Source organism: uncultured Abiotrophia sp. (assembly GCF_963520105.1).
Lineage (GTDB): Bacteria > Bacillota > Bacilli > Lactobacillales > Aerococcaceae > Abiotrophia.
In genome coordinates this window covers 85,536-112,101 of record NZ_CAUQPN010000003.1, presented here as the reverse complement: position 1 = coordinate 112,101, position 26,566 = coordinate 85,536, and the positions used below count along the sequence as shown (strand labels likewise).

At 48.0% G+C, this 26,566-nt stretch carries 28 protein-coding genes and 1 other annotated feature; of the genes, 26 read left to right on the top strand and 2 right to left on the bottom strand.

All coding sequences use genetic code 11. The annotated features are described in order from the left end of the window. Positions 1 to 6: 6 nt before the first annotated feature. From atpE to RWO08_RS04765, 11 genes are all read left to right on the top strand, one after another. Positions 7 to 222 carry a F0F1 ATP synthase subunit C gene (atpE, locus tag RWO08_RS04815; protein WP_023391924.1) on the top strand — a complete coding sequence of 72 codons (216 nt, stop codon included), beginning with the start codon at positions 7 to 9 and terminating at the stop codon, positions 220 to 222. A gap of 39 nt (positions 223 to 261) precedes the next feature. Further along, positions 262 to 774 (top strand): F0F1 ATP synthase subunit B, encoded by a 513-nt coding sequence (atpF, locus tag RWO08_RS04810; protein ID WP_070755100.1) that lies wholly within the window; start codon positions 262 to 264, stop codon positions 772 to 774. Further along, the gene (locus RWO08_RS04805; protein WP_306486942.1) at positions 771 to 1,328 is read left to right on the top strand and encodes a F0F1 ATP synthase subunit delta; all 558 of its coding nucleotides are present in this window, start codon (positions 771 to 773) and stop codon (positions 1,326 to 1,328) included. Before atpF ends, RWO08_RS04805 begins: the two co-directional genes overlap by 4 nt. After that, the gene (gene atpA, locus RWO08_RS04800) at positions 1,329 to 2,849 is read left to right on the top strand and encodes a F0F1 ATP synthase subunit alpha (protein ID WP_023391927.1); all 1,521 of its coding nucleotides are present in this window, start codon (positions 1,329 to 1,331) and stop codon (positions 2,847 to 2,849) included. A gap of 22 nt (positions 2,850 to 2,871) precedes the next feature. Further along, positions 2,872 to 3,813, top strand: a complete 942-nt coding sequence (gene atpG, locus RWO08_RS04795; protein ID WP_023391928.1) for an ATP synthase F1 subunit gamma — start codon at positions 2,872 to 2,874, stop codon at positions 3,811 to 3,813. 3 nt (positions 3,814 to 3,816) lie between these two features. Beyond that, positions 3,817 to 5,274 (top strand): F0F1 ATP synthase subunit beta, encoded by a 1,458-nt coding sequence (atpD, locus tag RWO08_RS04790; protein ID WP_291431010.1) that lies wholly within the window; start codon positions 3,817 to 3,819, stop codon positions 5,272 to 5,274. A 13-nt stretch (positions 5,275 to 5,287) separates the two neighbouring features. Then, on the top strand, positions 5,288 to 5,734 hold the full coding sequence (atpC, locus tag RWO08_RS04785) for an ATP synthase F1 subunit epsilon (RefSeq protein ID WP_314211359.1): 447 nt from the start codon (positions 5,288 to 5,290) through the stop codon (positions 5,732 to 5,734). Positions 5,735 to 5,863: 129 nt separating this feature from the next. Beyond that, the gene (locus RWO08_RS04780; RefSeq protein ID WP_314211358.1) at positions 5,864 to 6,541 is read left to right on the top strand and encodes an MgtC/SapB family protein; all 678 of its coding nucleotides are present in this window, start codon (positions 5,864 to 5,866) and stop codon (positions 6,539 to 6,541) included. Between the two features lie 545 nt (positions 6,542 to 7,086). Then, positions 7,087 to 7,719, top strand: coding sequence for an AAA family ATPase (locus RWO08_RS04775; protein ID WP_314211357.1), 633 nt, complete (start codon positions 7,087 to 7,089; stop codon positions 7,717 to 7,719). A gap of 583 nt (positions 7,720 to 8,302) precedes the next feature. Continuing rightward, a complete protein-coding gene (locus tag RWO08_RS04770) occupies positions 8,303 to 10,945 on the top strand; it encodes a valine--tRNA ligase (protein WP_314211356.1) in 2,643 nt (880 codons plus the stop codon). 86 nt (positions 10,946 to 11,031) lie between these two features. Then, the gene (locus RWO08_RS04765; RefSeq protein WP_314211355.1) at positions 11,032 to 12,351 is read left to right on the top strand and encodes a bifunctional folylpolyglutamate synthase/dihydrofolate synthase; all 1,320 of its coding nucleotides are present in this window, start codon (positions 11,032 to 11,034) and stop codon (positions 12,349 to 12,351) included. Between the two features lie 95 nt (positions 12,352 to 12,446). On the opposite strand, the gene RWO08_RS04760 is transcribed toward RWO08_RS04765, so the two are convergent. After that, positions 12,447 to 12,650, bottom strand: coding sequence for a cold-shock protein (locus RWO08_RS04760; protein WP_023391935.1), 204 nt, complete (start codon positions 12,648 to 12,650; stop codon positions 12,447 to 12,449). Positions 12,651 to 12,861: 211 nt separating this feature from the next. Further along, positions 12,862 to 13,557, bottom strand: a complete 696-nt coding sequence (gene radC / locus RWO08_RS04755; RefSeq protein ID WP_023391936.1) for a DNA repair protein RadC — start codon at positions 13,555 to 13,557, stop codon at positions 12,862 to 12,864. A gap of 183 nt (positions 13,558 to 13,740) precedes the next feature. Between radC and RWO08_RS04750 the strand changes: the two genes are divergently transcribed. From RWO08_RS04750 to mutS, 15 genes are all read left to right on the top strand, one after another. After that, positions 13,741 to 14,763 carry a rod shape-determining protein gene (locus RWO08_RS04750; RefSeq protein ID WP_314211354.1) on the top strand — a complete coding sequence of 341 codons (1,023 nt, stop codon included), beginning with the start codon at positions 13,741 to 13,743 and terminating at the stop codon, positions 14,761 to 14,763. Between the two features lie 22 nt (positions 14,764 to 14,785). Then, the gene (gene mreC / locus RWO08_RS04745; protein WP_314211353.1) at positions 14,786 to 15,622 is read left to right on the top strand and encodes a rod shape-determining protein MreC; all 837 of its coding nucleotides are present in this window, start codon (positions 14,786 to 14,788) and stop codon (positions 15,620 to 15,622) included. 2 nt (positions 15,623 to 15,624) lie between these two features. Further along, the gene (mreD, locus tag RWO08_RS04740; protein ID WP_070755092.1) at positions 15,625 to 16,167 is read left to right on the top strand and encodes a rod shape-determining protein MreD; all 543 of its coding nucleotides are present in this window, start codon (positions 15,625 to 15,627) and stop codon (positions 16,165 to 16,167) included. Positions 16,168 to 16,285: 118 nt separating this feature from the next. Next, on the top strand, positions 16,286 to 16,729 hold the full coding sequence (locus tag RWO08_RS04735) for a MarR family winged helix-turn-helix transcriptional regulator (protein WP_291453913.1): 444 nt from the start codon (positions 16,286 to 16,288) through the stop codon (positions 16,727 to 16,729). Further along, the gene (locus RWO08_RS04730) at positions 16,726 to 17,457 is read left to right on the top strand and encodes an ABC transporter ATP-binding protein (RefSeq protein ID WP_314062454.1); all 732 of its coding nucleotides are present in this window, start codon (positions 16,726 to 16,728) and stop codon (positions 17,455 to 17,457) included. The genes RWO08_RS04735 and RWO08_RS04730 overlap by 4 nt, the downstream gene beginning before the upstream one ends. Next, positions 17,450 to 18,967 carry an ABC transporter permease/substrate-binding protein gene (locus RWO08_RS04725; RefSeq protein WP_314211352.1) on the top strand — a complete coding sequence of 506 codons (1,518 nt, stop codon included), beginning with the start codon at positions 17,450 to 17,452 and terminating at the stop codon, positions 18,965 to 18,967. The genes RWO08_RS04730 and RWO08_RS04725 overlap by 8 nt, the downstream gene beginning before the upstream one ends. Before the next feature lie 107 nt (positions 18,968 to 19,074). Beyond that, positions 19,075 to 19,146 (top strand) — a sequence feature (ribosomal protein L21 leader region). 36 nt (positions 19,147 to 19,182) lie between these two features. Beyond that, a complete protein-coding gene (gene rplU, locus RWO08_RS04720) occupies positions 19,183 to 19,491 on the top strand; it encodes a 50S ribosomal protein L21 (protein ID WP_298076876.1) in 309 nt (102 codons plus the stop codon). A 5-nt stretch (positions 19,492 to 19,496) separates the two neighbouring features. Further along, positions 19,497 to 19,841 (top strand): ribosomal-processing cysteine protease Prp, encoded by a 345-nt coding sequence (locus tag RWO08_RS04715; protein WP_023391945.1) that lies wholly within the window; start codon positions 19,497 to 19,499, stop codon positions 19,839 to 19,841. Between the two features lie 13 nt (positions 19,842 to 19,854). Further along, on the top strand, positions 19,855 to 20,145 hold the full coding sequence (rpmA, locus tag RWO08_RS04710) for a 50S ribosomal protein L27 (RefSeq protein WP_070755088.1): 291 nt from the start codon (positions 19,855 to 19,857) through the stop codon (positions 20,143 to 20,145). A gap of 163 nt (positions 20,146 to 20,308) precedes the next feature. Then, on the top strand, positions 20,309 to 21,580 hold the full coding sequence (locus RWO08_RS04705) for an FtsW/RodA/SpoVE family cell cycle protein (RefSeq protein WP_314211351.1): 1,272 nt from the start codon (positions 20,309 to 20,311) through the stop codon (positions 21,578 to 21,580). Further along, the gene (locus RWO08_RS04700; RefSeq protein ID WP_314211350.1) at positions 21,570 to 21,953 is read left to right on the top strand and encodes a YlbG family protein; all 384 of its coding nucleotides are present in this window, start codon (positions 21,570 to 21,572) and stop codon (positions 21,951 to 21,953) included. Before RWO08_RS04705 ends, RWO08_RS04700 begins: the two co-directional genes overlap by 11 nt. Next, positions 21,950 to 22,516, top strand: coding sequence for a 16S rRNA (guanine(966)-N(2))-methyltransferase RsmD (gene rsmD, locus RWO08_RS04695; RefSeq protein ID WP_314211349.1), 567 nt, complete (start codon positions 21,950 to 21,952; stop codon positions 22,514 to 22,516). Before RWO08_RS04700 ends, rsmD begins: the two co-directional genes overlap by 4 nt. Positions 22,517 to 22,528: 12 nt before the next feature. After that, the gene (coaD, locus tag RWO08_RS04690) at positions 22,529 to 23,038 is read left to right on the top strand and encodes a pantetheine-phosphate adenylyltransferase (RefSeq protein WP_311468954.1); all 510 of its coding nucleotides are present in this window, start codon (positions 22,529 to 22,531) and stop codon (positions 23,036 to 23,038) included. A gap of 110 nt (positions 23,039 to 23,148) precedes the next feature. Next, entirely contained in the window at positions 23,149 to 23,949 is an 801-nt protein-coding gene (locus RWO08_RS04685) for a TIGR00282 family metallophosphoesterase (protein ID WP_314211348.1), read from the top strand. Between the two features lie 18 nt (positions 23,950 to 23,967). Then, on the top strand, positions 23,968 to 26,550 hold the full coding sequence (mutS, locus tag RWO08_RS04680) for a DNA mismatch repair protein MutS (RefSeq protein ID WP_399495808.1): 2,583 nt from the start codon (positions 23,968 to 23,970) through the stop codon (positions 26,548 to 26,550). Positions 26,551 to 26,566 lie beyond the last annotated feature (16 nt).

The window sequence follows — 26,566 nt, the reverse complement described above, 5'->3', positions numbered from 1 at the left end:
TATATTATGGATTACGCAATCGCTGCTGCAATCGCTGTTGCCTTCGCTGCATTAGGGGCATCAATCGGGAACGGGATGGTTATTTCTAAGACCATCGAATCAATCGCTCGCCAACCAGAATTGGAAGGTAAATTACGGATGACCATGTTCTTGGGTGTCGGTCTGATTGAAGCCGTGCCAATCATTGCGGTCGTTATCGCATTACTTTTCGCCTTCAAATAAGCCAGCTGACGCTTGAAGGTCAAATTCGGGAGGCTATATATGAACACGCTGTTATTAAATACAAGTATCAATACCTCGTTGGGCCATACCATTGTTACCTTGGTGGCCTTCGTGATTTTGCTTCTCATCGTGAAACACTTTGCCTGGGGCCCGCTGACTAAGATTTTGTCAGAGCGCAAACAGGTCATTGACCACGACATTCAGACGGCTGCTTCTGAAAAGGCAGCTGCCCAAGACGCCAACCGTGATGCGCAATTAGCTTTGCGTGACGCACGGGCGGAAGCAACTCAAATTATCTTGCAAGCTAAGAAACAAAGCCTGCAAGTTCAAGACACCATGCTCAAGGAAGCCAAAGAAGAGGTTATCCGCATGAAGGAGACCGCTCAGAAGGATATTGCCTTGGAACGTCGCCGTATGTTAAGTGACTTACGGGCAGAATTGACTGACATCTCCATTGAGATTGCTGAGAAGATTATCCAACGGGAAATCAAACCAGAAGACTATCACCGTTTAGTGGACGACTTTATTGAAGGAATGGATGATATATCATGACAGAAGAAGTAAAGCAAGCCTCTGTCTCTCTCAAGCGTCCTCAAATTGCTGATATGGAAGAGGCTAAGAAGAAGCGGGAGAAAACCTTCGAAGATAAATTGTTGCGCAAGATGCAACAAGAATACCTGGAAACCTATCATGGTGAAGTCGCTCAGGCTGCGGCTAGTAATCAAGCAGGGGATTCGTCTGATGCAGATCAGGTTCGGGACGAGAACCGGACCCAGTATGAGGACCGCCTCTTAGACAAGCTTATGGCGCAAATTTCGAGTGGTTATGAGAACCATGATGAACGTCGCCGCCAAGTCCGTTCTGAGACCTTGATGATTACCAGTGCTGTGCCTTTGACTGAAGATGAGAAGGAAAAGATGACCCGCAAATTCATGGAAATTACCAAGAAGCCTCTGCGTCGTATTACGACAGTGGTCGATCCTAGCTTGATTACTGGGGTTCGCCTGCAGTCAGAGACCTTCTACTATGAAGTGACAGGGCAGAAGAAATTAAGAGAAATACGTGCCTTCTTAGAAAAAGGCTGGTTACAAGGAGATGAATCGTAGATGACAGAGCGTTTAGAAGATCGTTTACGTCAACAGATCCGCCGCTTTAGATCGCAAGACAATTTAGAAGAAATCGGGACGGTTACCTTTATCGGTGACGGGATTGCCCGTGTGATTGGGCTAGAGAATGTCATGTCGGGTGAGATGGTCGAGTTTGCCAACGGCTCTATCGGCATGGTGCAAAACCTGGAATCCAATGATGTTGGGATTATCATTTTCGGTAAGTATGAGAATATCCATGAGGGTGACTTAGTCCGCCGTCTGGGTAAGATCATGGAAGTCCCAGTAGGTCCTGGCCTATTGGGTCGTGTTGTGGACCCTCTAGGCCGTCCGCTGGATGGTTTAGGTCGGATCGACAGCAACCGGACCCGTCCAGTTGAGACACCTGCGCCTGGTATCATGGACCGCCAGAGTGTGAATGAACCAATGCAAACAGGGATTAAGGCGGTTGACGCCTTAGTACCAATTGGTCGTGGCCAACGGGAACTGATTATCGGGGACCGTAAGACAGGGAAGACTTCCTTAGCGGTTGATGCCATTATCAACCAAAAGGGTAAGGATGTTATCTGTATCTATGTGGCCATTGGTCAGAAGGAATCCACGGTTAAGAACCTGGTCAATACCTTAGAACAATATGGGGCCATGGACTATACTGTCGTCGTGACAGCTTCTGCCTCACAACCTGCGCCTTTACTTTACCTAGCGCCTTATTCAGGGACTGCCATCGGGGAAGAATTCATGTATAATGGCCAGCATGTCTTGGTTGTCTATGATGACCTATCTAAGCAAGCTGCGGCCTATCGTGAAATGTCCCTCTTGCTCAAACGCCCACCAGGTCGTGAAGCTTATCCAGGGGACGTCTTCTACTTGCATTCACGCCTCTTAGAGCGTAGTGCCAAACTCAGTGACGCCTTAGGTGGTGGGTCCTTGACCTCACTGCCAATCGTGGAAACCCAGGCTGGTGACATTTCGGCCTACATTCCAACCAATGTCATTTCCATTACCGACGGTCAAATCTTCTTGGAAAGTGATCTCTTCTTCTCGGGTATTCGACCTGCTATTAACGCCGGTCTGTCAGTTTCTCGGGTAGGGGGAGCAGCTCAGCTCAAACCGATGAAACAGGTCTCTGGGACCTTGCGGATTGACTTGGCTAGCTACCGTGAATTAGAAGCCTTCACTCAGTTCGGTTCAGACTTAGATGCGGCTACGCAACACAAGCTCAACCGTGGGAAACGGACCGTAGCGGTGCTCAAGCAGAAGCTGCACAAGACCTTGCCAGTTGAAGAACAAGTGGTCATCCTCTATGCATTGATTCATGGCTATATGGATTCTGTGCCACTAGAAATGATTGAAGACTATCAAGACCAACTTATGACCTTCTTCCGAGATAACTACGATGTCATCTTGCATGAGATTGTGACTAAGAAGGTTCTACCTGATCAACAGCTCATGGATAGCATCTTGGCTGAATTCGGCCAACGCTTTCAACCATTGAGTGCGCGGCCTTTGGTCGCTGACTAAGCCTGAGGAGGGGCGGACATAAATGGCTTTAAATGAAATTAAAAAGCGGATTGAGTCCACTAAAAAGACTGCCCAAATCACCAATGCCATGCGGATGGTGTCGGCTGCCAAGTATAACAAGATGGCCCAAGACGCCAAGGATTACTTCCTCTATGCTGAGAAAGTGCGCAAGATGGTCTCCCATGTGGCCAAGTCCCAGTTGGAGCTCTTAGACGATGGGGTGCCCATTCGTCAAGACGGGCTCAACTATATCGACTTTCACGATATGCTCTTAGAGCGTCCCGTTAAGAAGACCGGCTATCTGATTATTTCCTCAGACCGTGGTTTGGCGGGGAGCTACAACTCCTCCATAATCAAGGCGGTCCAACAGATGTTTGAAGAAGACCATGCCGACAAGAGTGAGATTGTGGTCCTGGCCATTGGGGAGCCGATTGCCAAGTTTTGTCGGGAGAACGGCTACTATGTAGCCAAGGAAATGCACGACATTTCGGACCGACCAACCTTCGGTGAGGTACAAGCCATTGTCAAACGGGCGGTCAAGCTCTTCAAGGAGCAGGCCTTCGATGCCCTCTATGTCTGTTACAACCATCATATTAACGCGGTTAGTTCCCAATTCCGGGCTGACCAGGTCTTGCCTTTGACTGATTTAGATGTCTTAGATGAGGACGAGGATGATATGGCCAATGTTGACTATCTAGTAGAGCCCTCTCAAGGGGCCTTGCTGGACGTGCTCCTGCCACAGTTTGCGGAGAGTCAGATTTATGGGGCCATTGTCGATGCCAAGACGGCTGAACACGGCAGTCGTATGAACGCCATGCGCAGTGCGACAGACGCAGCCAATGAGATGATTGACGCCTTGAAGCAGCAATTTAACCAAGAACGTCAATTACGAGTAACCAATGAAATTTTAGAGATTATCAATGGGGCCAATGCCCTGAATGATAATAAGAAGAAGGAGGATTAGACCATGCGGATTGGACGAATTGAGCAAGTCATCGGCCCAGTTGTCGATGTGGCTTTTCCGGTTGAAAATGGGGTGCCTGATATCCACCATGCCTTGGTGGTCACCCGTCAACCCGTCAGTGAAGCAATGGACTTGTCAGATGTAGACCTGTCCCAATCCATTACCCTGGAAGTTGCCTTGGACTTGGGGGATGGGGTAGTGCGGACCATCGCCATGGAATCTACCGACGGGCTCCAGCGTGGGCTAGCCGTACTGGATACAGACCGCTTGATTGAAGTACCGGTAGGGGAAGTAACCCTGGGCCGGGTATTCAACGTCTTAGGTCAACCAATTGATGATATGGGTCGCCTAGATGGCGATCATGAGGTGCGAGGGATTCACCGTCCAGCACCAACTTTTGAAGAATTAAGTTCTAGTTATACCATTCTTGAGACCGGGATTAAGGTCATCGACCTCTTAGCCCCTTATATCAAAGGGGGTAAAATCGGCCTCTTCGGCGGTGCCGGGGTAGGGAAGACGGTCCTCATTCAAGAATTAATTCATAACATTGCCGAGCAACTAGGGGGGATTTCGGTCTTCACTGGGGTCGGCGAACGGACGCGTGAAGGGAACGACTTGGTTTTCGAGATGCGTGAATCCGGGGTTAACAAGAAGACCGCCATGGTCTTCGGCCAAATGAACGAGCCACCTGGTGCCCGTATGCGGGTTGTCTTAACTGGTTTGACCATGGCCGAATACTTCCGTGATGAGCTCAAACAAGACGTGCTGCTCTTCATCGACAACATCTTCCGTTTCACCCAAGCGGGTTCTGAAGTCTCTGCCTTACTGGGCCGGATGCCTTCTGCCGTAGGTTATCAACCAACCTTGGCTTCTGAAATGGGGGCCATGCAGGAACGGATTACCTCAACTAAGAATGGGTCCATTACCTCTATCCAGGCCGTCTATGTGCCTGCCGATGACTATACGGACCCAGCACCAGCCACAACTTTCGCCCACTTGGATGCGACTACCAACTTGGAACGTCGCTTGACCGAGCAAGGGATTTACCCAGCGGTGGATCCACTGGCTTCCACTTCAAGTGCCTTGGCAGAAGAAATTGTCGGCCAACGCCACTACAACATTGCCCTTAAGGTACAGAAGATTCTGCAACGCTACCGTGAATTGCAAGATATCATTGCCATTCTGGGGATTGAAGAATTATCTGATGAAGAGAAAATCGTGGTTAAACGTGCACGCCGTCTCCAATTCTTTCTATCGCAAAACTTCCACGTAGCCGAAGCCTTTACCGGGATTCCTGGTTCCTTCGTGCCAATTGAAGAAACCCTTCATGGCTTTGAAGGAATTGTGGACGGTAAGTACGATGCCTTACCTGAAGAAGCCTTCCGTAATGTGGGGCCAATTAGCCAAGCCATTGAGAAGGCACGTAAAATGGGCGTTGACTTGCCAGCAGGCTTAGATTAAGAAGGTGACCACTATGGCCAATCCAAAGGACCAGCATACCATGCGGGTACGCATTTACTCGCCTCAAGGGGTTATCTATGATCACCAAGCCCTGTCCTGTAGTGTTCGGGCAGTAGATGGTGGCCTAACCGTTCTACCTAACCATACGCCAATTTTGGCACCGCTAGAACTTAGCGTTGTCAAGGTGGTACGGGTGCATGAAGGCTTTACCGATGACTTTATCGCCATTAATGGTGGCGTCTTGGAAATGCGCAACAATGAAGTAGAGATTATCTCTAACTACGCAATTCGTGGGAAAGACATTGATGAAGCTCAAGTAAGTGTGGAACAACAAGAAGCCGAGATTAATATGCAAGAAGCCATTGCCAACAAGGATAACAAGGCCTTTATTAAGGCTAAGATTGAATTGGACCGGGCAATGAACAAGATTACAGCCTTCCGTCGTAAGCGGGGCTTATAAGGAAAAGGGGGCTGGGTGACCAGTCCTTTTTCTATGGGCAGTTTATAGCAAGCAAACGGCATTTAACTCGCATTTTTCGACCTGATGGGCTATAATGAACTGTTACTTAAAGTGAGAAAGGAAGCGCTCATGTCAGCTTATGTTATTTTAGTTAGACTCTGTCTGGCCATTCTCTTCGCTGGGGTCATCGGCTATGACCGCCAACGCAAGAACCGGCCGGCTGGTCTGCGTACCCATATTTTAGTTTGTATCGGGGCCACTGCCATTTCCATGATTCAATCGGCTGTCTTCTATCAAAAAATGCACGGTTTCCCAGAAATTGAAGTAGACCAAGTGCGTTTGCTGGCGCCTATTGTCAGCGGAATTGGTTTCCTGGGCGCCGGGACCATCGTGGTCACCAAGCAAAGGGTAGCCGGCCTGACCACGGCCGCTTCCCTCTGGACGACAGCGGCGCTGGGGATTGCTCTCGGTATGGGGTATTATGAAATTGCTGGTTTGACCTTCTTAGGGGTTATTTTCTCCCTAACGGTCATTCGCTTTATTGTCCGCATCCCCGATGTTCGGCGTCTGGAAATTCAATATGTTCACCGGGTTGCTACCAAGGAATTCTTTGCCGACTTCTTCAGGACGCACCACATTGAACTGACGGATGTTCAATTCGATGTAACCAATGTGGACGGCAAGAAGATTTACCGCAATACCTTCACCATTCATTTGCCTAAGGACTTGACTCACGTCCAATTGATCGAAGAATTATCCACCAATCCGGATATTATGAAAGTTCGGCTAGTCTCAATTAATGAATAGCTTGTCATGACTCAACTTTTCTACTACACTTAGTGTATTCACATAAGAGACGATGAAGAGAAGGGGTTCAACCGCCTAGTCCAGAGAGGAAGCCTCAGGCTGAAAGCTTCCACAGGATGAACCAAGTAGCTCAGAGTATCAGGTGCCAACGACAGCTCGCTGTCCAGTAGTCCCTGACGGAGGAGACACTCCGATAGCAACAGACGAGTGATAAACTTAGGTGGTACCGCGACTTAGCTCGCCCTAGGCAGCCTTGTGCTGACTAGGGCGAGTTTGACTTACCCATATATGATATAATCGTCTGGATCCAGCCCATTGTTAAGTAAAGAAAGAAGAAACTGTAATTATCAGAAAGCTTATTTATCTGAGGCTAATGAAAAGGGGATAGAAATTTATGATTTTTACAGTCAACACAGAATGTTCAGTGATATTTTGGGGTATTTAAAGGGGGATTAATAGTGTTTGTTAGAGCGATTAGACCGTTGTTTTTTTCGTGTGAATGTAGGAATATCGAGCTATACGATAGGTTGAAGTTTTTAAATAATATGGATGATAAGGGACTGCACTTTGGTAAGATTACACTTTTTACCGGGTTAAATGGATCAGGAAAGACGACTATTCTAAACATTATCGCCAATAAATTAGGCATTCGCGAAAGTGGAGGGTCCAGAAACTTCATAGGCAATCGTCAGACAGAGCCGGAACAATACGCTGATTTATTCAGATTAGTAAGAGTAGCGTCCCAAAGAGAGAAAGATGCCTTTTATTTTCGGGCGGATACGTTTTATCAAACGAAGCAGTTTGTCGATAACTATCAGTTGAATGACTACTATGGCGTTAAATCAATGAATAATTTTTCGAACGGAGAGAGTTTCATGCGTTTTGTCCAATTTCGCTTAAAGGATAGTGGGGTTTATTTGTTCGACGAGCCTGAAGCTGCACTTTCACCTAGTATGCAGATGACATTATTAGTAGAGTTTAAGCGTATGTTAGACCATGGATGCCAGCTCATTATAGCTACTCACTCTCCGATATTGCTTGCATATCCTGGTGCTGTAATTTACGAGATTAATGATAGTGAAATTACTCAGAAATCATATGAAGAGACGGAAGTGTTTAATACCTATTCCTTATTCATTAATAATCACCATCGCATGATTGATCAACTACTCGATTGATGTAAAGGCACTTGCCTTAATGCCTCTTTTCTGCTACACTAACTATATCACATAACTAACGATGAAGAGAGTCGGTTCACCGCCCACCCCAGAGAGGAAGCCATCGGCTGCAAGCTTCCATAGGATGAACCCAGTAGCTCAGAGTATCAGGTGCCAACAGCCCCAGGCCCAGTAGTCCCTGACGGAGGAGGCACTCCGATAGCAACAGATGAGTAACAAAACTTAGGTGGTACCGCGAGACCCTCGCCCTAGGCAGCAACAGGCTGACTAGGGCGAGTTTTTTCGTAGTAGGAAGACAATACTATTTCGTTCTTGTCCGTGTACCTCAAGTGAAAATCTGGAGTCGCGTCCGAACTGACAGCCTTAGGGCGCTAAGGATGTCAAGAGTATGAGCAGTCGTAGGAGCCTTTGGCGACGTACGAATGCCATAGCTGGGCAAGCCGGAAGACTCCGCAGGAGGCTGGAGGCGGTCCCGCTCTTAGGGCTGTCAGTTCGGCTCGACCGACGGAAGATTTTCACGTTTTTAGGCACAAGACGGCGCATTTCTCCACCCACCCATCGTTAATTTTATAAGGAGGACATTATGACCAAAGAACTATCAACCAAGTATAATCCCCAGGCCATTGAAGCCGGGAAATACGAAGAGTGGTTAGAACGTGGCGTCTTTAAGCCATCGGAAGACCCAGAAGCAGAGCCTTATTCCATTGTCATTCCACCACCAAACGTCACCGGTAAACTCCACCTAGGCCATGCCTGGGACGTTACCTTGCAAGATATGATTATCCGTCAGAAACGTATGCAAGGCTTTGACACCCTCTGGTTGCCTGGGATGGACCATGCCGGCATTGCTACCCAAGCCAAGGTCGAAGAAAAATTACGAGGCCAAGGCCTGTCTCGTTATGACCTAGGCCGGGAGAAATTCCTGGAACAAACCTGGGCTTGGAAGGAAGAATACGCTGGCCACATTCGTCAACAATGGGCTAAGATGGGTATTTCTGTCGACTATAGCCGCGAACGCTTTACCCTGGATGAGGGGCTGTCAGAAGCCGTTAAGAAGGTTTTCGTTACCCTCTATGAGAAGGACTTGCTCTACCGGGGCGAATACATCATCAACTGGGACCCAGCAGCTAAGACTTCCTTATCTGATATCGAAGTCATCCATAAGGATGTGGAAGGTGCCTTCTACCACATGAAGTATCCTTTGGCAGACGGTTCTGGCTACTTAGAAGTGGCGACTACCCGTCCTGAAACCCTCTTAGGGGATACGGCCGTGGCGGTTCACCCGGACGATGAACGTTATCAAGCCTTGATTGGCAAGAAGGTGATCTTGCCATTAGTTAACCGCGAAATTCCAGTGATTGCTGATGAATACGTGGAGCAAGACTTTGGGACTGGGGTAGTTAAAATTACGCCAGCTCACGACCCTAACGACTTTGAAGTGGGGAACCGTCATGACTTGCCACGTATCAATGTCATGAACGATGATGCCACTATGAACGAATTAGCAGGCAAGTACCAAGGCATGGATCGCTTTGCTGCACGTAAGGCGGTTGTAGCGGACTTAGACGCTGCTGGCCTCTTAATCAAGATTGAACAACACTTACACTCTGTGGGTCACTCTGAACGGACTGGTGTCGTGGTAGAACCTCGTCTGTCGACGCAATGGTTCGTCCGCATGGGGCCTTTGGCTGAGCAAGCCATTGCCGCTCAGAAGGCTCAAGGGGAGAATACCGTTAACTTCTACCCACCGCGCTTTAACGATGCCTACATTCGTTGGATGGAAAACATTCACGACTGGGTAGTATCACGTCAACTCTGGTGGGGGCATCAAATCCCAGCCTGGTACCACAATGAGACAGGTGAGGTTTATGTGGGCATGGAAGCACCTGCAGATAGCCAAAACTGGACCCAAGATCCAGACGTCTTAGACACTTGGTTCTCAAGTGCCCTCTGGCCATTCTCAACTATGGGTTGGCCTGATGAAGAATCAGCTGACTTCAAACGCTACTTCCCTAACAACACCTTGGTAACGGGTTATGACATCCTGACCTTCTGGGTCAGCCGCATGATGTTCCAGAGTTTGGAATTCACCGGCCGTCGTCCTTTCCAAAATGTCCTCATCCATGGTTTGATTCGGGATGCGGAAGGCCGTAAGATGTCCAAGTCCCTGGGTAACGGGGTGGACCCAATGGATGTCATCGAGCAGTATGGGGTAGACTCCCTGCGTTGGTTCCTGGCCAATGGTTCAGCACCTGGCCAAGATGTCCGCTTCTCGACTGATAAGATGGATGCAGCTTGGAATTTCATCAACAAGATTTGGAATGCCAGCCGTTATGTGCTTATGAACGTGGGCGACTTGACCTTGGATAACTTGTCCATTGGCCAAGACTTGACCCTAGCGGATCGTTGGATTCTAGCCCGTCTCCAAACCACCATTGCAGATGTAACCCGTCTCTTCGAACGCTTCGAGTTCGGGGAAGCTGGCCGAATCCTCTATAGCTTCATCTGGGACGACTACTGTGACTGGTACATCGAAATGACCAAGGAGCAACTCCAAGACAAGGAAGCTGCTAATACAACCACCAAATCTATTTTGGTCTTCGTCTTAGATCAATTCCTCCGTCTGCTTCACCCAATCATGCCATTTGTGACGGAAGAAATCTGGCAACAAATTGGTGGCCAAGATAAGTCCATCGTGGTGGCGGACTATCCACGCGTAATGGAGGCATATCAAGATAGCAAAGTGGAGGCCCAAATGGCCCAATTAATGGAATTGATTCGTGCCGTGCGGACCATCCGTAACGAGATGAACACGCCATTATCTAAGCCGGTAGATCTCTACATTAAGGTTCAAGATGCAACAGGCCAAGCCCTCTTAGAGGCTAACCAAGCCTACATCAAACGCTTCTGTAACCCAGCTCAACTGTTAATCAGCCAAGCACCCGAGCATCCGGAAGAAGTGGTAACCCAGGTCTTGAGCTTCGCTGAGATTTTAATGCCACTTAAGGGATTGATTAAGCTAGAAGATGAGTTAGCCCGTCTGGAAGGCGAACAAGCTAAGTTAGAGAAAGAAGTCGCACGTATTGACGGCAAATTGTCTAACGAGAAATTCGTTTCACGCGCGCCAGAACATGTGGTAGCGGAAGAGCGCAACAAGCGTCAAGGCTACCTCAGCCAATTAAAGACTGTCAAGGAACGGATTCAACAAGTCAAAGACTTAATGTAAGCAGCAAGATAGTAGAAGGCTAGGACGGGCGTCCTAGCCTTCGGTCTATGCCATGATTTTAGTTACTTGATTAAGAGGAGGATGTCATGGGACAAGAAATTACAAGTATTGAAGCCGCACATGATTGGCTCAGTCGCCAGACCAGTCACCAGCTTAGACCAGGATTTGACCGCATGCGCCATGCTTTAAGCCTGTTAGGCCAGCCACAAGCGTCACTGCCAAGTATTATTCAACTAGCTGGTACCAACGGCAAGGGCTCAACCTTGGCCTACTTACAGGGTTTGTTTATCAGCCAAGGGCTGAGAGTGGGGGCCTTTTCCTCGCCCCATATCCTGGCCTTCAACGAGCGACTCATGGTTAGCGGCCAGCCCATTGAGGATGAGAAACTAGTGGAATTGGTCCGTACTATGGTTGAGCTTAATGAAAAATTGATAGCCCAAGATTGGGGTCCGCTCTCTGGCTTTGAACTCTATACCGTCATGATGCTAGTCTATTTCAGTCAGTGTCAACTTGATGTCTGCCTGATAGAAGTAGGAGTAGGGGGGCTCTGGGATTGCACCAATGTGCTGGAGGCTGATATGGCCCTGATTACCACTATTGGCTATGATCACCAGGATCGACTGGGCCATAGTCTGACAGAGATTGCTCAGCAAAAGTTTGGCATTATTAAGCCGAAAACTGGGATAGTGGGGCTAGGGCGCCTACCCCAAGAAGCCTTGGCAGTCTTACCTGGCCTACTGGTTAATCTCAACTTCCAGGGGCAAGTCATGCAATTAGGCCGAGATTTTCATGTCACTCCTGTGCAAGAAGGCAGAGGCCTAAGTAAACGAAACTGGCAAGTGACTTTGCCATCAGGGCGACACTTTGACCAGGTGACCATTGCCATGTTAGGTAAGCACCAGGGAGATAATCTAGCCCTAGCCTTAGCTAGCTTTGAGGCTTGGATGAATCAAATGAAACGTGAGATTGACTGGGATCAGGCCCTAGCTGCTCTAGAACAGGTAAACTGGCAGGGGCGCCTAGAGTGCTTAAGTCATGAGCCACTTATCTTGGTCGATGGCGCCCATAATAGTCAAGGCCTCCAAGCCTTGGATGGCTTTCTGACGCATGATTTGGCAGATTACCAGGTGACGGTAATTTTTGCTGGCCTCAAGCGCAAGGACCAGGACAGCCACCTAACTTATCTGAATAAGTGGGCGGAAGAGGGCATGGCAGTCTATCTGTCGACCTTTGACTATCCTGGTGCCATGACACAAGCTGATTGGCAGGCGCAAACAGCTTTGCCTTTCTTAGACTGGCAGTCTAAGCTAGTGGACTATCAAGCTAGCCAGCAGGAAGCGAAAAAAGCCTTGATTTTAACGGGGTCTCTCTATTTTATCAGCCAGGTCAAGGAATTTTTGAAATAAATTATATATAAAATTAAATTACAAAAACCGGTACCGAAATTGATCAAAAAAATAAAGCGATGGAAGTTCCATCGCTTTTTGTGTGTTAATTGGCATTAAGCTAATTTTTCAACATTTGCTGCTTGAGGACCACGAGCGCCTTCTTCAACTTCGAAGTTAACAACTTGGCCTTCTTCTAAGGTTTTATAGCCTTCACCCAAAATCGCAGAAAAGTGAACGAATACATCGTTGCCGTTTTCGCGTTCGATAAAACCGAAGCCTTTTTCTGAGTTAAACCATTTTACCTTACCTTGCTCCATTATGCAATTCCTCCTTGTGCTGTCGCACAGTCTATATTATATTCTAGCCGTCGTTAGAAGGTGATAGGGACATCGCGATCTTACTAAACATAAAATATAACTTTATTATAGCACTCACTATACAAATTGCAAGCGTTATACTAAAAATAATTGGAAATACTATGCATATCTACTAAAGATACTGACGCAACTTATTGGTTGTACAGACAATTTAGTGAAAGAGCTTAGTCGTTTCCCGCAAGCTAACATAGTCATCATGCCCAATAATAAAGTGGTCTAGCAGTTCAATGCCCATCAAATCACCACATTGAATCATGCGCTGGGTAAAGTGCAGGTCGGCTTGAGAAGGTTCAGGATCCCCAGAGGGATGGTTGTGGGCGATGATGAGGCGGGCAGTCGGATACTTGACGGCTTCCTTGAAGATTTCGCGGGGATGGGCCACGCTCGCATTGACCGAGCCAATAAAGATGATTTGTTGTCGAATGACTTGATTCTTGCTGTTTAGGAAGAGGGCCATGAGGTGCTCCTGTTGCATATCGCAGAGGGCGTCATGTAACCACTGGCCAGCCGCCTTGGTGGAGGTTAAGGTACCCAACTTAGGCGGTCGCTTCTGAGCGATACGTTGACCTAGCTCGATGCAGGCTTGGAGTTGGATGGCCTTGACGGGCCCGATGCCCTTAATGGCTTCAAACTGATCTAGACTGGCAGACTTGAGCTCGCTCAAGTCCCGAAAATGGGTCAGGACAGCTAGGGATAAGTCTAGGACTCTCAAGTCTTGACTGCCGGTCCCTAACAGGATGGCCAGCAATTCTTGGTTAGAGAGGGCCTTGGCGCCAAAGTTGACCAGTCGTTCCCTGGGCAGGCTATCGGGAGGTAGCTCTCTTAGGTAGCTGACAGTTTTTCTCATAAAAATCACTCCTCATATATATATAGACCAAAGGGGTGGCTTTCGCATTTTTTAGGGCTAAGATTTTTAAGGCGGAGGCGTGTCAGGCAAATTTCAAATATTTCAACGGTCAAGAGTAGAATGAAGGGGGCTTTTTTGCTATAATGGATTGTAGCTATCATTTTAGTGAAGGAGGACATCTTAATGGCTTTATTCGGCAAGCAACGCTTAGGGATCGACCTAGGGACCGCTAATACCATCATTTACATTGAGAATAAGGGCATTGCGTTAAGAGAACCTTCTATTATCGCAATCAATTCAGAAACCAAAGAAGTCGTGGCTTATGGCAAGGAAGCAGCGGCTTTAGTTGGGCGTACGTCCGACAAATATGAAACCATTCATCCCATCCAAGATGGGGTCATCGCAGACTTTTCCTTGACCAAACAACTCTTGGCTTTCTTCATCAAGAAGGCCCTCCACCGCAGTCTGTCTAAGCCTGAGGTGGTCATTTCAGTGCCTAGCAATATTTCCAAGGTTGAGCGCCGTGCCGTTGTGGACGCCCTCAAGGACCTAGGAATTGGCCGGGCCATGATTATTGATGAGTCTTTCTCGGCAGCCGTAGGGGCAAACTTGCCAATTTATGAACCACGCGGCCATCTCTTAGTCGATATTGGCGCGGGGACCACCAATATTGCCCTGATTTCCTATGGCGAAGTGGTCAAATCCTTGACCTCACGGGCAGCAGGTAATGCCATGAACCAAGCCATTAAGGAATTAGTGCGGACCCATTACCACTTGGTGATTGGGGACCAGGCAGCTGAAGACTTGAAGCTGTCCATTGGCAATGCCGCCTATGCTGATTATGACAAAGAAGATACCCTGGTCGTCAAAGGCCGTAATTCGGGCACAGGTTTGCCTGGCAGCAAGGAAGTAACCGCAGCTGTTGTGGCCCAAGGCCTTGACGAAGTCATCCGCCAAATAGCGACCGGCATCCGCCAGGTCTTAGAAGTGACGCCGCCTGAATTGGCTGCGGACATTAGCGAGAATGGTATTGTCTTAACCGGGGGTGCAGCCCTCTTGAAACGCCTGCCTGAACGCTTGCATGATAGCGTGGGCGTACCCGTTCATTTGAGTCAGCAACCTATTGATGCCGTAGCTATTGGGGCTGGCAAGATGCTTAAGACCATGACTGACCAAGCCAAAGAAAAAGAACGGAATGCGCGTTAGGCAGAAAAGGAGATATACTTGAATGTTAAATAATAAGAAATTAATCTGGATACTCCTGTCTGCCATCGCAGTAGTGTCCGTGGTCGCCTACACCATGATTAATGGGGCCAACAATGCGGTGACCAGTGTTATTAATGATGCGACCGCCTGGGGTGGCCGTCTCTTTTCTGAGCCGGTCTCCATGGTCGTACGCTTCGTGGATTCAGTCGACAACTTGATTAACACCCATGAAGAAAACCAACACTTAAAAGAAAAAATTGATAAGATTTACGAACTCCAAGTGCGGGTAGCCGATTTAGAGGCTGAAAACGGCAAGATGAAGCAAGAACTTAACTTGACCGAGTCCCTGTCCGAATATACCACCGTACATGCGACCGTTATTGCCCGGAATCCCGATCAATGGATGGAGAGTCTGGTGATTAACGTAGGGGCTAACGAGGGCATCCAGAAGAACATGTCGGTTATGTCTGGTAACGGCTTGATTGGCCGTATTATCGAAGTCAACCCAACCAGTTCTAAGGTCCTACTCCTGTCCAATGAACAATCCAATGATGGTAAGGTAGCCGCTAGCATTCAGATTAAGTCTGGTTCAGCCAACGGCATTATCTCGGGCTATGACCGCAAGACTAAGGAATACTTGATGACGCAAGTTGACCCAACTGTTCAAGTGGCAGCAGGGGACTTGGTTCAGACCTCTGGCTTAGGGGGCGTGACGCCGTCTTCACTCTTAATCGGGGAAGTGACCGAAGCCAAGATGGATGACTATGGTCTCTTCCAAACGGTTCGGATTAAGCCAGCCGGTGAAATGACAGATATCCGCTTTGTGACGGTGATTAAGCGTCAGGGACGGAGTGAGTAAGTATGAAGGTAACTAGAGAACGCAAATTACGTTGGTTTATCCCGCTAGTCTTCTTCTTCTCCATTATCATCGATTCCGCCTTGCCAGCTATCTTCCCAGCTGAGTTTCTGGCTGATAGTCAGCGGATTGTCAGTCATCTTATGCTCTATTGGGTCATCACCTTTGCTTTCTATTTCCGTGAGCGTGAAGTCCTCCTCTATAGCCTCTTGTTTGGGGTGGTTGCAGATAGCTATAACACGACCATCATTGGTATTTTCGCCTTTGGCTATTGGTTCATCGCCTATTGTGTGACCCGAATTAAACGTTATCTGCCTAAGCGTGGGCTGGTGCATTTTATGCTCTTTATCGTCTTAATCAGTCTCTTGGATTTTGCCATCTTTGTTTTCTATCGGGAGACAGGCTATACCCAGGTGACCTTGAGTCGCTTTATTATGGAGAACTTGGTACCGACCTTGATTTTCAATACGGTCCTATCCTTTGTCCTCTATTTCCCAACCCGGTCTATTCTGACTTGGTTAGGTTACGAGAATTACTATATCGTTTAAAACTGACTCCGTGCTTAGCGCGGAGTTTTTTGATGAGTGGATATAGTCAAATATTTTGACTAACTATTGTCTTATATGCTAAGCTAGTCATAAGGTAAATTGAAGGAGGAGGGTGACCATGACAAAATCACCAATTGATCGCCGCTATATACGGCTCTGGGACCAACAAGTGTGTCTCTTTGAATGCTATGCCCGCCGGGTGGGCCTCCAAGGTAAGAGTCTGGTCATCTTGCTCTGGCTCTATCACTCGCCAAATGGCTGCTCACAAGGTTATCTGGCCGAGAAGACCCAGTCCACCAAACAGGTAGTCCACGCTACTATTAAGAGCTGGCTAGCCAAGGGCTATGTCAGCCTATGTTCAAACACGAAAGACAAGCGGCAGAAGAAGGTGTGCCTGACGCCAGAGGGTTTGGCCTTTGCTGAGCCTATTATCAGCCGCCTACATGCCATGGAGCAAGCGGCTATGGCTGATTTTTCGGAGCAAGAATTGGACCAGCTGGTCGCCTTAAGCTCACGCTATGCAACCGCCTTAGAGGCTCAAATGAAGGAGATGACCTTATGATAAGATTTGAAGCAGTAAGTAAAGAATTTGACGGAGCACGAGCCCTAGATAATTTGACTTTTGAGATAGAAGCAGGGGAGTTTTTCATCTTAGTTGGTAAAAGTGGGAGCGGCAAGACCACCACGCTTAAGATGATTAACCGCCTGATTGAGCCGAGTCAGGGCAAAATCTATCGGAATAATCAAGCCATTAAAGACCTTGACCTTAGAAGCTTGCGCCTGGATACAGGTTATGTCCTCCAGCAAGGGGCGCTCTTTCCAAATTTGACGGTGGAAGAGAATATCGAACTCATCCCTGAAATGAAAAAATGGCCCAAGGCCAAGCGCCAGCAAGCCGTCCAGGACTTAATGACTAAGGTAGGCTTGGCGCCAGACAAATATAAGGGCCGTTATCCAAGTCAACTGTCAGGTGGGGAACAGCAGCGGGTAGGGATCCTGCGAGCTATCATCTCTCAGCCTCAATTATTGTTAATGGATGAACCTTTTAGTGCCTTAGACCCCGTTTCTAAGACCCAGCTCCAGGATTTAATCAAGCAATTGCACCAAGAATTAGGCCTGACTATCGTTTTCGTCACCCATGATATGCGGGAAGCTCTTAAATTAGGGGACCGGATTTGCGTCATGCACGAAGGGCAGATTCTGCAAATGGCGGATCCTGCCACTATCCTAGCAGAACCAGCCAATGAGACAGTCGCCCAATTCTTTAAGGGAGGTGAGCAGCATGCATAACTTAGTAGAGGTCTTTATTAATCGTTTTGCTGATTGGCAGACGGCTATTTGGCAACATCTGCAAATATCCTTAGCAGCCCTCTTGCTAGCCATTTTGATTGCTGTACCACTCTCCATTATTCTGGTTAACTATCGTCGTTTGGCGTCTTGGATGCTGCAGTTAACGGGGATTGTGCAGACTATTCCCTCACTGGCAATCTTGGGCTTACTGATTCCCTTTATTGGGATTGGAACTCTGCCGGCTATTGTGACCCTGGTGGTTTACGGGCTCTTTCCAATTGTGCAAAATACCATCACTGCCTTCTGGGAGTTAGACCCTCAATTGGAAGAGGCAGCAACAGCCTTTGGTATGACGCGCTGGGAAAAACTAGGTAAGTATCAGCTTGCTCTGGCCATGCCGGTCATGATGTCTGGCATTCGGACGGCCGCCGTCATGATTATCGGGACTGCGACTTTGGCGGCCTTGATTGGGGCAGGGGGCTTGGGTAGCCTCATTCTCTTAGGGATTGACCGCAATGATTCCGCCTTAATCTTGATAGGGGCCATTAGCTCGGCATTCTTGGCAGTCGTCATTAGCTTAATTCTGGGCGGGCTGACAAAGCGGCGTCCTAAGACCTTGCTTTTAAGCTTCTTAACAACAGCGATCTTAGTGGTGGCAAGCTTTGCCCAACCATATTTCCTACCAATGGGCAACAACAAGTTGATTATTGCGGGTAAATTAGGGGCCGAACCTGACATCTTGATTCATCTCTATAAGGAGTTAATTGAACAAGATAGCCACCTGCAAGTCGAAGTTAAGCCAAACTTTGGTAAGACCTCCTTCCTCTATGAGGCCCTTAAGGCCGGCAGTATCGATATCTATCCTGAATTCTCCGGGACCATTACCGCTTCGCTTCTAACCAATCCGCCCCAGTTAGCCAATGACCAAGAGGCGGTTTATGAGGCGGCGCGGGATGGTATCTACCAACAAGATAAGTTAATTTATCTCAAGCCTATGGCCTACCAAAATACCTATGCCATCGCGGTCAAAGAAGCCTATGCTATGGAGCATGGCTTAGAAAACATTTCGGACTTGAAGAAGGTAGAATCGACAGCTCGCACTGGTTTCTCCTTGGAGTTTAACGATCGGCCCGATGGTAAAAAAGGTCTGGAGTCCCTCTACGGCCTGAAGCTTAACATTCAAACCATGGAACCAGCCTTGCGTTATCAAGCGCTAGAACAAGATAAACTAGATGTCATCGAAGTTTATTCGACGGATAGTCAGATTATCAAGTATGGCCTCAAGCTCTTGCAAGATGACAAACACCTCTTCCCACCATACCAAGGGGCGCCACTCTTACGGGAGGAAACCCTCAAGCAACATCCTGAGTTAGAGGGCATCCTCAACAAACTCCATAATAAGATTACGGCTACCGAGATGGCTACCATGAACTATCAAGTTGACGTGGAAGGCAAATCAGCCAAGGAAGTGGCCCATGACTTCTTATTACGCCAAGGCCTACTTAAGTAGGGGGAAAAACTAAAAGATGTGGACTTGGACTTTTCTAAGAAGTCACTTCTAGCAGTTGACTTTGCTAGCGGGATGGTCTATAATATGACTGTTGTTTATGTGTAGCACCACATCTGCAACCGCGCAAGTTGAGTCTAAGTGCCATTTGGCCACTTAACATGGCGAGTCTAAGTGCAGGGGATTAACCCCGAAAGAAAAATAAAGGAGGTGCTTGAATGTACGCAATTATCAAAACAGGCGGAAAGCAAGTAAAAGTAGAAGTAGGTCAAACAATCTTCGTTGAAAAACTCAACGCAGAAGCAGGCGAAACTGTTACCTTTGACCAAGTAGTCTTAGTAGGTGGCGAATCAACTAAAGTTGGGACTCCATTAGTAGAAGGCGCTTCTGTAGTGGCTAAAGTTGAAAAACAAGGCCGTGCTAAGAAAGTCGTAACGTTTAAATACAAACGTCGTAAAGACTCTCATCGCAAACAAGGTCACCGTCAACCTTACACTAAATTAGTTGTTGAAGCGATTAACGCTTAATTCTTATGATTAAGATCAAAGGCCAAGTGGATACCAAAGGCGCTATCCGTCAACTTGAACTGTCCGGTCATGCCGGTGCAGGAGAGTATGGCGAGGATATTGTCTGTGCGGCAGTATCAAGCCAGGTTATCTCAGTAGAGAATTCACTTGAACGATTAGTCGGGTTGCCCTACGACGTCCAAGTCGATGAGGTAGCAGGTGGCTACTTGAAGCTGACGGTTCCGGCTTGTTCTAACAAGCAACAGGAGCATGATGCGCAAGTCTTATTGCGTCATTTGGTGTATGCTTTGGAAGTCTTGGCTGACAATTATCCAGAGTTTATACACTTGAAGATTAACCAAGCAAAATAGGAGGTGCTCGAGAATGTTGAAATTAAACTTACAATTATTCGCCCACAAAAAAGGGGGGGGTTCGACTTCGAACGGTCGTGACTCTCGTGCAAAACGTTTAGGTGCTAAAGCAGCTGACGGCCAAACCATCACTGGTGGTTCTATCTTATACCGTCAACGCGGTACTAAAATCCACCCAGGGGTAAACGTTGGTAAAGGTGGCGACGACACATTGTTCGCATTAGTGGACGGCGTGGTACGTTTCGAACGTAAAGGTCGCGACAAGAAACAAGTTTCTGTCTACCCAGTAGCAGTTGAAGCTTAATAATGAGAGAGGTTAGGACCTAGTCCTAGCCTCTTTTTTGCTTCTTACTTAAGTGTAAAATCTGGCTCTATGCCCATTTGCCGGGCTTTTGAGTAGCTATGGGTTTCTTCATGCTCAGTCCTATGGTATAATATGTGTACTATGTAGGGAGGCCTATCACAGCATGCAAAAAGCAAAGCATCCGAATCATGCCAAGCAGTCAGGACAGCGCTTCTTGGCCCAGATTCGCTATAACTTCAGCCGTATGGATTGGTGGATACTCTTGATTGTCGGTCTATTGAGTGTCTATAGCCTGATTATGGTCTATAGTTCAACACAATATTTATTGGAGAACGGAGCAACAGTTCCCACGCCGCTGCACTATCTTAGCCGTCAAATGTTTGGGATTGGCTTAGGGCTAGCGGTATCGGCAGTGGCTATTTGCCTGCCTTATCGACTCTATATTGAGCCTTTCTGGCTCTTTACAGCCAATGGCCTGATTGCCTTCTTAATCTTACTGACGCGTTTTATCGGGGTATCCGGTGGTGGGGCCAAAAGTTGGCTCAGCTTTATGGGCTTGAACTTCCAACCAGGTGAGTTGGCTAAGATTGGTTTGATTCTCTTGATGGGTGTTCTCTGTGTCAAGTCAAGACGTGAAGTGCTACTGACTAAAGAACGTTGGTTTGCCAATATGGACTATGAATCTGTCATTTCCATCGGTTTGATGCTTTTGGATTTAGTCCTCATTTTTTTCCAGCCTGATATGGGGATGTTTATGATTATTTCAGCCACTTTATTGTTGGTGGCCTTAGCCTTAATCATGAATAGCAAAACCCAAAAAGGCGTCTTATTAGCACTTGCATTAGTAGGTGTCGGGCTTGTCACCTGGATTTATACCAATGCGGATAAACTGGCGACCAGTGACCAATATCAATTACGGCGTTTTGGTTCCTTTGTTAACCCCTTTAAGTATGCTAAAGCAGCGGGTTACCAATTAGTTAACGCCTATATCGCCATTAGCCGTGGTGGTCTCTTTGGTCGGGGGATTGGTCATTCCTTGACCAAACAAGAAGGTTTACCAGCGGGTCATACGGACTATATTCTGGCAGTGATTGGGGAAGAGTCAGGCCTAGTTGGCCTCGTGTTGGTAGTACTTCTACTATCGGCCTTAATCTTTCTCTGTTTCCGTTGGGCCGCCAAGAGTCAAGACACTTTCCGACGCGCTGTCTTCACCGGGATTGGCTGTCTGCTCTTAGTTCAATCAAGCCTCAATATCGGTGGGGTATCCGGCTTGGTGCCTCTGACCGGGGTTACCTTACCCTTTGTCTCCTATGGGGGGACCAGTATGGTCTTGACTATGATGTTGGTCGGGGTCTTACAAGTCATGATTATTGAAGAAAAGCGGGTCTTAGAAGCGCAAGTTTCGCAAGTAAAGGAGGACTATCATGGAATTTAAGATGGTCAAGCGTAAAGAGCTTATTGTCTGGCTCTATTCCTTGAAACAAGTCAAGAATATTCGAAAATACGGTCATGTTCACTATATTAGTGATCGTCTACGTTATGTGGTACTCTACGTCAATGCCAATCAAGTAGACCAAGTGACCCAACAACTCAATCGCCTACACTTCGTACGTAAGGTGGAAGGTTCCATGCGCGATGATATCGACATGACCTTTAAGGATGCTATTCCTAACCGCAAGGATCCGGACCTCAAGCCAGAGAGCGAGAAGGGCAACTTGGCCGGCCAACACAAGGATAATTTCTTATCTGATTTGGCCTCTTCGCTAGATAAGAACGAGGCGGCCTCTGAGAGTGGGGCGCCAGCATGAGAGTAGTCGCAGGTCGTTATGGCAGCCGTCCACTTAAGCCTGTTCCAGGTCTCAACACGCGGCCTACTACCGACAAGATTAAGGAAGCCATCTTCTCATCCTTGGGTGGCTTTTTTGATGGCGGCCTTTGCCTGGATTTCTATGGGGGCAGCGGGGCTCTAGCTATTGAAGCGGTCTCTCGTGGTATGGACCGCGCGGTCATGACGGAAAAGTACCGTCCGGCCTTACAGACCATTAAGCAAAATGTCGCCATGACCAAGGAAGAAGACCGCTTTACAGTTTTGGCAGGAGACAATCGCAAGAGTCTTCAAAGCCTAAAAGTCTCAGAAGCAGACTTGGTCTTTGACTTGGTCTTATTAGATCCACCCTATGCCAAACAGAAACTAGTAGAGGATATGGAATGGTTGCAAACCCAAGGCATAATTGGTCCCGAGACGACCCTGGTCTGCGAGACCGATGATGTGACGGACTTGCCAGAGGTCATTGCCGGCTATCAACGCTATCAACACAAACGCTATGGCCAAACCCGGATTCATTTCTACGGGATGCCAGAAGCGGATTAAGGAGGAAGGCCTATGGCCGACAGACAAGAAACCGTGGCCCTCTTTGCAGGGAGTTTTGATCCCATTACCTTGGGACATGTGGATTTGATTGAACGGGCCAGTCGCCTTTTCAATCGTCTCTATGTGGTGGTGGGAGTTAATGCCCTCAAACAGCCACTCTTCAGCTTAGAAGAGCGCTTAGGCCATTTACAGGCTTGCTTGGGTCATTTACCTAATGTGTCAATCCAGGTGCTAGAAGGCCAACTCATGGCCGACCTAGCCAAAGAACTTGGGGCCACTTGCCTAGTTCGCGGTCTGCGCCATTCAGGGGATTATGTCTATGAATTACCCATTGCCCAAGCCAATCGGGGCCTCAATCCTGACCTGGAGACCATTTTCCTGCAAGCCCAGCCAGCCTATCAGCACATTAGCTCTAGCCTGGTCAAGGAGATTGCCAGCTATGGCGGCGATTTGACCAGTTTGGTGCCAGCTAACCTTCTTGGTCCTCTCCAGTCTAAATATCAAAGTAAAGAAAGCGACTGAATCTAGGGATTCAGCGCTTTTTTAAATGGGCTAAATGACGCCTTTTTCCTTTATTTTAGGGCTAAGGATTGGTAAAATAAAAGAGATGTCAAAAGAGAAAGAGGGAGACCATGAAGCTATTATTTGTTGGCGATATTGTGGGCACAGCGGGTATGGAGGCCTTAACTAGCTATCTGCCTTATCTTAAGCAAACCCACCGGCCCCAAGTAACCATCGTCAATGCAGAGAATGCCGCCGATGGCCGAGGCTTGACCGAGAAACTCTACAAGCAAATTTTAAGCCTGGGTGTAGAAGCTATTACCCTGGGTAACCACGCCTTTGATAACCGGGACCTCTATCACTTCATCGAAGGAGCCAAGCCTTTGGTCCGTCCGGCTAACTTGCCGGCCACAACGCCAGGCAAGGGTATCCACTATGTGCGCTATAACCAACATCAAGTGGCGGTCATAAATGTCCTGGGCACTGTCTTTATGAACCCAGTCACCAGTCCCTTTCTCATGATTGATGAACTAGTAGATCAGGCCCGTAAGCAAACGCCTTTTATCTTTGTAGATTGCCATGCGGAAGCGACTAGCGAAAAGTTGGCCCTGGCCCATTATTTAGATGGCCGTGTGTCGGCTGTCGTCGGGACCCATACCCATGTTCAAACCAATGATGCCAAGGTCTTGGCAGGCGGAACTGCTAGTCTGACTGACGTGGGCATGACAGGAGCCCAAGACAGTATCCTGGGCTTTGCGGCCAAGGAAGTCATTCAGCGCTTCACCACCCAGTTGCCAACACGCCTAGTTCAAGAAAGCAAGGGGCCATTGGTGCTCAGTGCCTGTCTGATTGATTTAGATGATAAGACAGGGCTTGCTAAGTCCATTGTGCCTATTCAGGTGACTCAGGAGTCCCTAAACAAATACTATTAAGAAGGGAGGACACCCTCCGTGGCTGCAGAAGCTAAAATGACGCCCATGATGGCGCAATATCATGAAATTAAAGCCCAATATCCAGATGCCTTCCTTTTCTATCGTTTGGGGGACTTCTATGAGATGTTCTTCGACGATGCCCTTAAGGCTGCCAAGATACTGGAAATTACCTTGACCTCTCGCAATAAGAAGGCTGACAATCCCATTCCCATGTGTGGGGTTCCTTATCACTCCGCCAAAGACTATATCAAACGTTTGATTGAGTCGGGTAATAAGGTGGCCATCTGCGAGCAGGTGGAAGATCCTAAATTAACCAAGGGCATGGTCAAACGGGAAGTGGTTCAAGTCATTACGCCTGGGACCCTAATTGAAGAGGATGCCCTTGAGGTCAAGGAGAATAACTATTTAGTAGCCTTGCGACAGGAAGGTCAGACCTTCTACCTGGCGGCCATTGATGTCTCCACTGGGGAAATCAAAGTCACCCAGACACCAAGACAAGCCCAGCTCTTTAGTGAGCTCTATGCCCTCAAACCAAGCGAGATAGTAGTCGATAGCAGTCTGGATACCGAGCTCAAAGACCAAATTATCCAGCAATTGGCTATTTATCTGTCTAGCTTTGACCTGACTGACCAGACGGAAGTAGGGACCCAGTGGGTGCTAGACCAAGCCAGCCCTCAAGAAGCCAGCCTCTTGAATCTCCTGCTAGCTTATCTTTACAGCATTCAAAAACAAGCCCTAGGCCATCTACAACCCGTAGTCCGCTATGCTTTAGCCGATTATCTGCAGATGAATCATTTTGCTAAAAGTCAGTTGGAATTAACCAAGTCTCTGAGAACAGGGCGTAAGAAGGGCAGTCTGCTCTGGTTGATTGATCATACCAAGACGGCCATGGGTGGCCGCATGCTGCATCAGTGGCTGGAAAAGCCCCTGATTGACGAAGGTATTTTGCGACAGCGCCACCAACAGGTGGCTCAGCTCATGTCGGCCTACTTCGAACGTTTAGACTTGATTGCAGCCTTTGAGACCGTCTATGACTTGGAGCGACTGGTGACGCGGATTAGTCTAGGGACTGCCAATGCTCGTGACGTGGACCATCTGCGCCAATCCCTTGGTCAGATTCCGCATATTAACCGGATTTTAGACGGACTCAATGCTAGCCAGAATCAGGTGCTCTTTGAGCGCTTGCCGGATTTTCAGGAGCTCTATCAGCTCATTGATACAGTTTTAGCGGATGAACCCCCAATATCAGTGACCGAAGGCAATATCATTCGGCCGGGCTACCATGAGGAATTGGACCAATACCGGGATGCCTTGGCTAATGGCCACCAATGGTTAGCAGAATTACAGCAACGTGAACGTGAGAGAACGGGGCTTAAGACCCTCAAAGTCGGCTACAACAAGGTTTTTGGCTACTACATTGAAATGAGCCGCCTTCAATCAGCTAACTTTGATGATCCGCGCTATATCCGCAAGCAAACCCTCAGTAATGCGGAGCGGTTTATTACGGAGGAACTCAAGCAACTTGAGACCACCATCCTGGGTGCCCAAGAAAAGGCCACCCAGTTAGAATACCAGCTCTTCACCGAGCTACGCCAAGCCATTGCGGCTTTTACAGGCCAGTTACAGACCTTGGCTAGCCAGATTGCCAGCCTAGATGTCTTGGCTAACTTTGCCAGTCTAAGTGAGCGGGAAGATTACTGTCAGCCAGAATTGGTGGCAGAAGCCAAGCATTTCCAACTGGAGGCTAGCCGCCATCCAGCCTTAGAAAAATTAATCGGTAAGGCTGCTTTTGTGCCTAATGACTTTGTCCTCTTACCAGACCAGCCTCTGCTGCTTTTAACAGGTCCTAACATGTCAGGGAAGAGTACCTATATGCGACAGATTGCCTTCTGCGTCATTCTCAACCAGATTGGTTGTTTTGTGCCAGCCAAGTCGGCCAAGCTGCCAATTGTCGATAAGATTTTCACCCGGATAGGGGCTTCTGATGATATTTCTAGTGGTCAGTCGACCTTCATGGTGGAAATGATGGAAACCAATGTGGCCCTGCGCGAAGCGACCCCACGATCGCTCCTGCTCTTCGACGAAATCGGGCGGGGGACTGCCACCTTCGATGGCATGGCCCTTGCCGAAGCCATTCTTTATTACCTGGCTCAAGAAGTGCAAGCAGCCACCGTCTTCTCCACCCACTACCATGAATTGACTGATTTATCGACTAAATTACCAGTCTTACGCAATATTCATGTGGGTGCCACCGAGCAAAAGGGCCAAGTGGTCTTCCTACATAAGATTTTGGAAGGGGCTGCCGACAAGAGTTATGGGATTCACGTCGCCAAACTAGCAGGCCTGCCACAATCTCTATTGGTTCAAAGCCAGGAAGTCTTGCAGGAATTGGAGTCTAACAGCCAATGGCTGAGACGCCAAGAACCAGAAAGTGACGGCCAGCTTTCGCTCTTCGACCTGCCGGCGACTAAGCCTTCGCCTAAGGTTTTGAGAGAAGACCAGGAGCGAGTGCTCAAGCAATTGGCTGATTTGGACATTAACCAATTAACACCACTTCAGGCCCTAGAAGGCCTAGCAGCCATGCAAGATCAATTAAAGTAATTTTCTAAGAAGTTAT

Coding starts and splice junctions, on each gene's coding strand:
- atpE (WP_023391924.1), top strand. CDS start 7: ATGGATTACGCAATCGCTGCTGCAATCGCTGTTGCCTTCGCTGCATTA.
- atpF (WP_070755100.1), top strand. CDS start 262: ATGAACACGCTGTTATTAAATACAAGTATCAATACCTCGTTGGGCCAT.
- RWO08_RS04805 (WP_306486942.1), top strand. CDS start 771: ATGACAGAAGAAGTAAAGCAAGCCTCTGTCTCTCTCAAGCGTCCTCAA.
- atpA (WP_023391927.1), top strand. CDS start 1,329: ATGACAGAGCGTTTAGAAGATCGTTTACGTCAACAGATCCGCCGCTTT.
- atpG (WP_023391928.1), top strand. CDS start 2,872: ATGGCTTTAAATGAAATTAAAAAGCGGATTGAGTCCACTAAAAAGACT.
- atpD (WP_291431010.1), top strand. CDS start 3,817: ATGCGGATTGGACGAATTGAGCAAGTCATCGGCCCAGTTGTCGATGTG.
- atpC (WP_314211359.1), top strand. CDS start 5,288: ATGGCCAATCCAAAGGACCAGCATACCATGCGGGTACGCATTTACTCG.
- RWO08_RS04780 (WP_314211358.1), top strand. CDS start 5,864: ATGTCAGCTTATGTTATTTTAGTTAGACTCTGTCTGGCCATTCTCTTC.
- RWO08_RS04775 (WP_314211357.1), top strand. CDS start 7,087: ATGGATGATAAGGGACTGCACTTTGGTAAGATTACACTTTTTACCGGG.
- RWO08_RS04770 (WP_314211356.1), top strand. CDS start 8,303: ATGACCAAAGAACTATCAACCAAGTATAATCCCCAGGCCATTGAAGCC.
- RWO08_RS04765 (WP_314211355.1), top strand. CDS start 11,032: ATGGGACAAGAAATTACAAGTATTGAAGCCGCACATGATTGGCTCAGT.
- RWO08_RS04760 (WP_023391935.1), bottom strand. CDS start 12,650: ATGGAGCAAGGTAAGGTAAAATGGTTTAACTCAGAAAAAGGCTTCGGT.
- radC (WP_023391936.1), bottom strand. CDS start 13,557: ATGAGAAAAACTGTCAGCTACCTAAGAGAGCTACCTCCCGATAGCCTG.
- RWO08_RS04750 (WP_314211354.1), top strand. CDS start 13,741: ATGGCTTTATTCGGCAAGCAACGCTTAGGGATCGACCTAGGGACCGCT.
- mreC (WP_314211353.1), top strand. CDS start 14,786: ATGTTAAATAATAAGAAATTAATCTGGATACTCCTGTCTGCCATCGCA.
- mreD (WP_070755092.1), top strand. CDS start 15,625: ATGAAGGTAACTAGAGAACGCAAATTACGTTGGTTTATCCCGCTAGTC.
- RWO08_RS04735 (WP_291453913.1), top strand. CDS start 16,286: ATGACAAAATCACCAATTGATCGCCGCTATATACGGCTCTGGGACCAA.
- RWO08_RS04730 (WP_314062454.1), top strand. CDS start 16,726: ATGATAAGATTTGAAGCAGTAAGTAAAGAATTTGACGGAGCACGAGCC.
- RWO08_RS04725 (WP_314211352.1), top strand. CDS start 17,450: ATGCATAACTTAGTAGAGGTCTTTATTAATCGTTTTGCTGATTGGCAG.
- rplU (WP_298076876.1), top strand. CDS start 19,183: ATGTACGCAATTATCAAAACAGGCGGAAAGCAAGTAAAAGTAGAAGTA.
- RWO08_RS04715 (WP_023391945.1), top strand. CDS start 19,497: ATGATTAAGATCAAAGGCCAAGTGGATACCAAAGGCGCTATCCGTCAA.
- rpmA (WP_070755088.1), top strand. CDS start 19,855: ATGTTGAAATTAAACTTACAATTATTCGCCCACAAAAAAGGGGGGGGT.
- RWO08_RS04705 (WP_314211351.1), top strand. CDS start 20,309: ATGCAAAAAGCAAAGCATCCGAATCATGCCAAGCAGTCAGGACAGCGC.
- RWO08_RS04700 (WP_314211350.1), top strand. CDS start 21,570: ATGGAATTTAAGATGGTCAAGCGTAAAGAGCTTATTGTCTGGCTCTAT.
- rsmD (WP_314211349.1), top strand. CDS start 21,950: ATGAGAGTAGTCGCAGGTCGTTATGGCAGCCGTCCACTTAAGCCTGTT.
- coaD (WP_311468954.1), top strand. CDS start 22,529: ATGGCCGACAGACAAGAAACCGTGGCCCTCTTTGCAGGGAGTTTTGAT.
- RWO08_RS04685 (WP_314211348.1), top strand. CDS start 23,149: ATGAAGCTATTATTTGTTGGCGATATTGTGGGCACAGCGGGTATGGAG.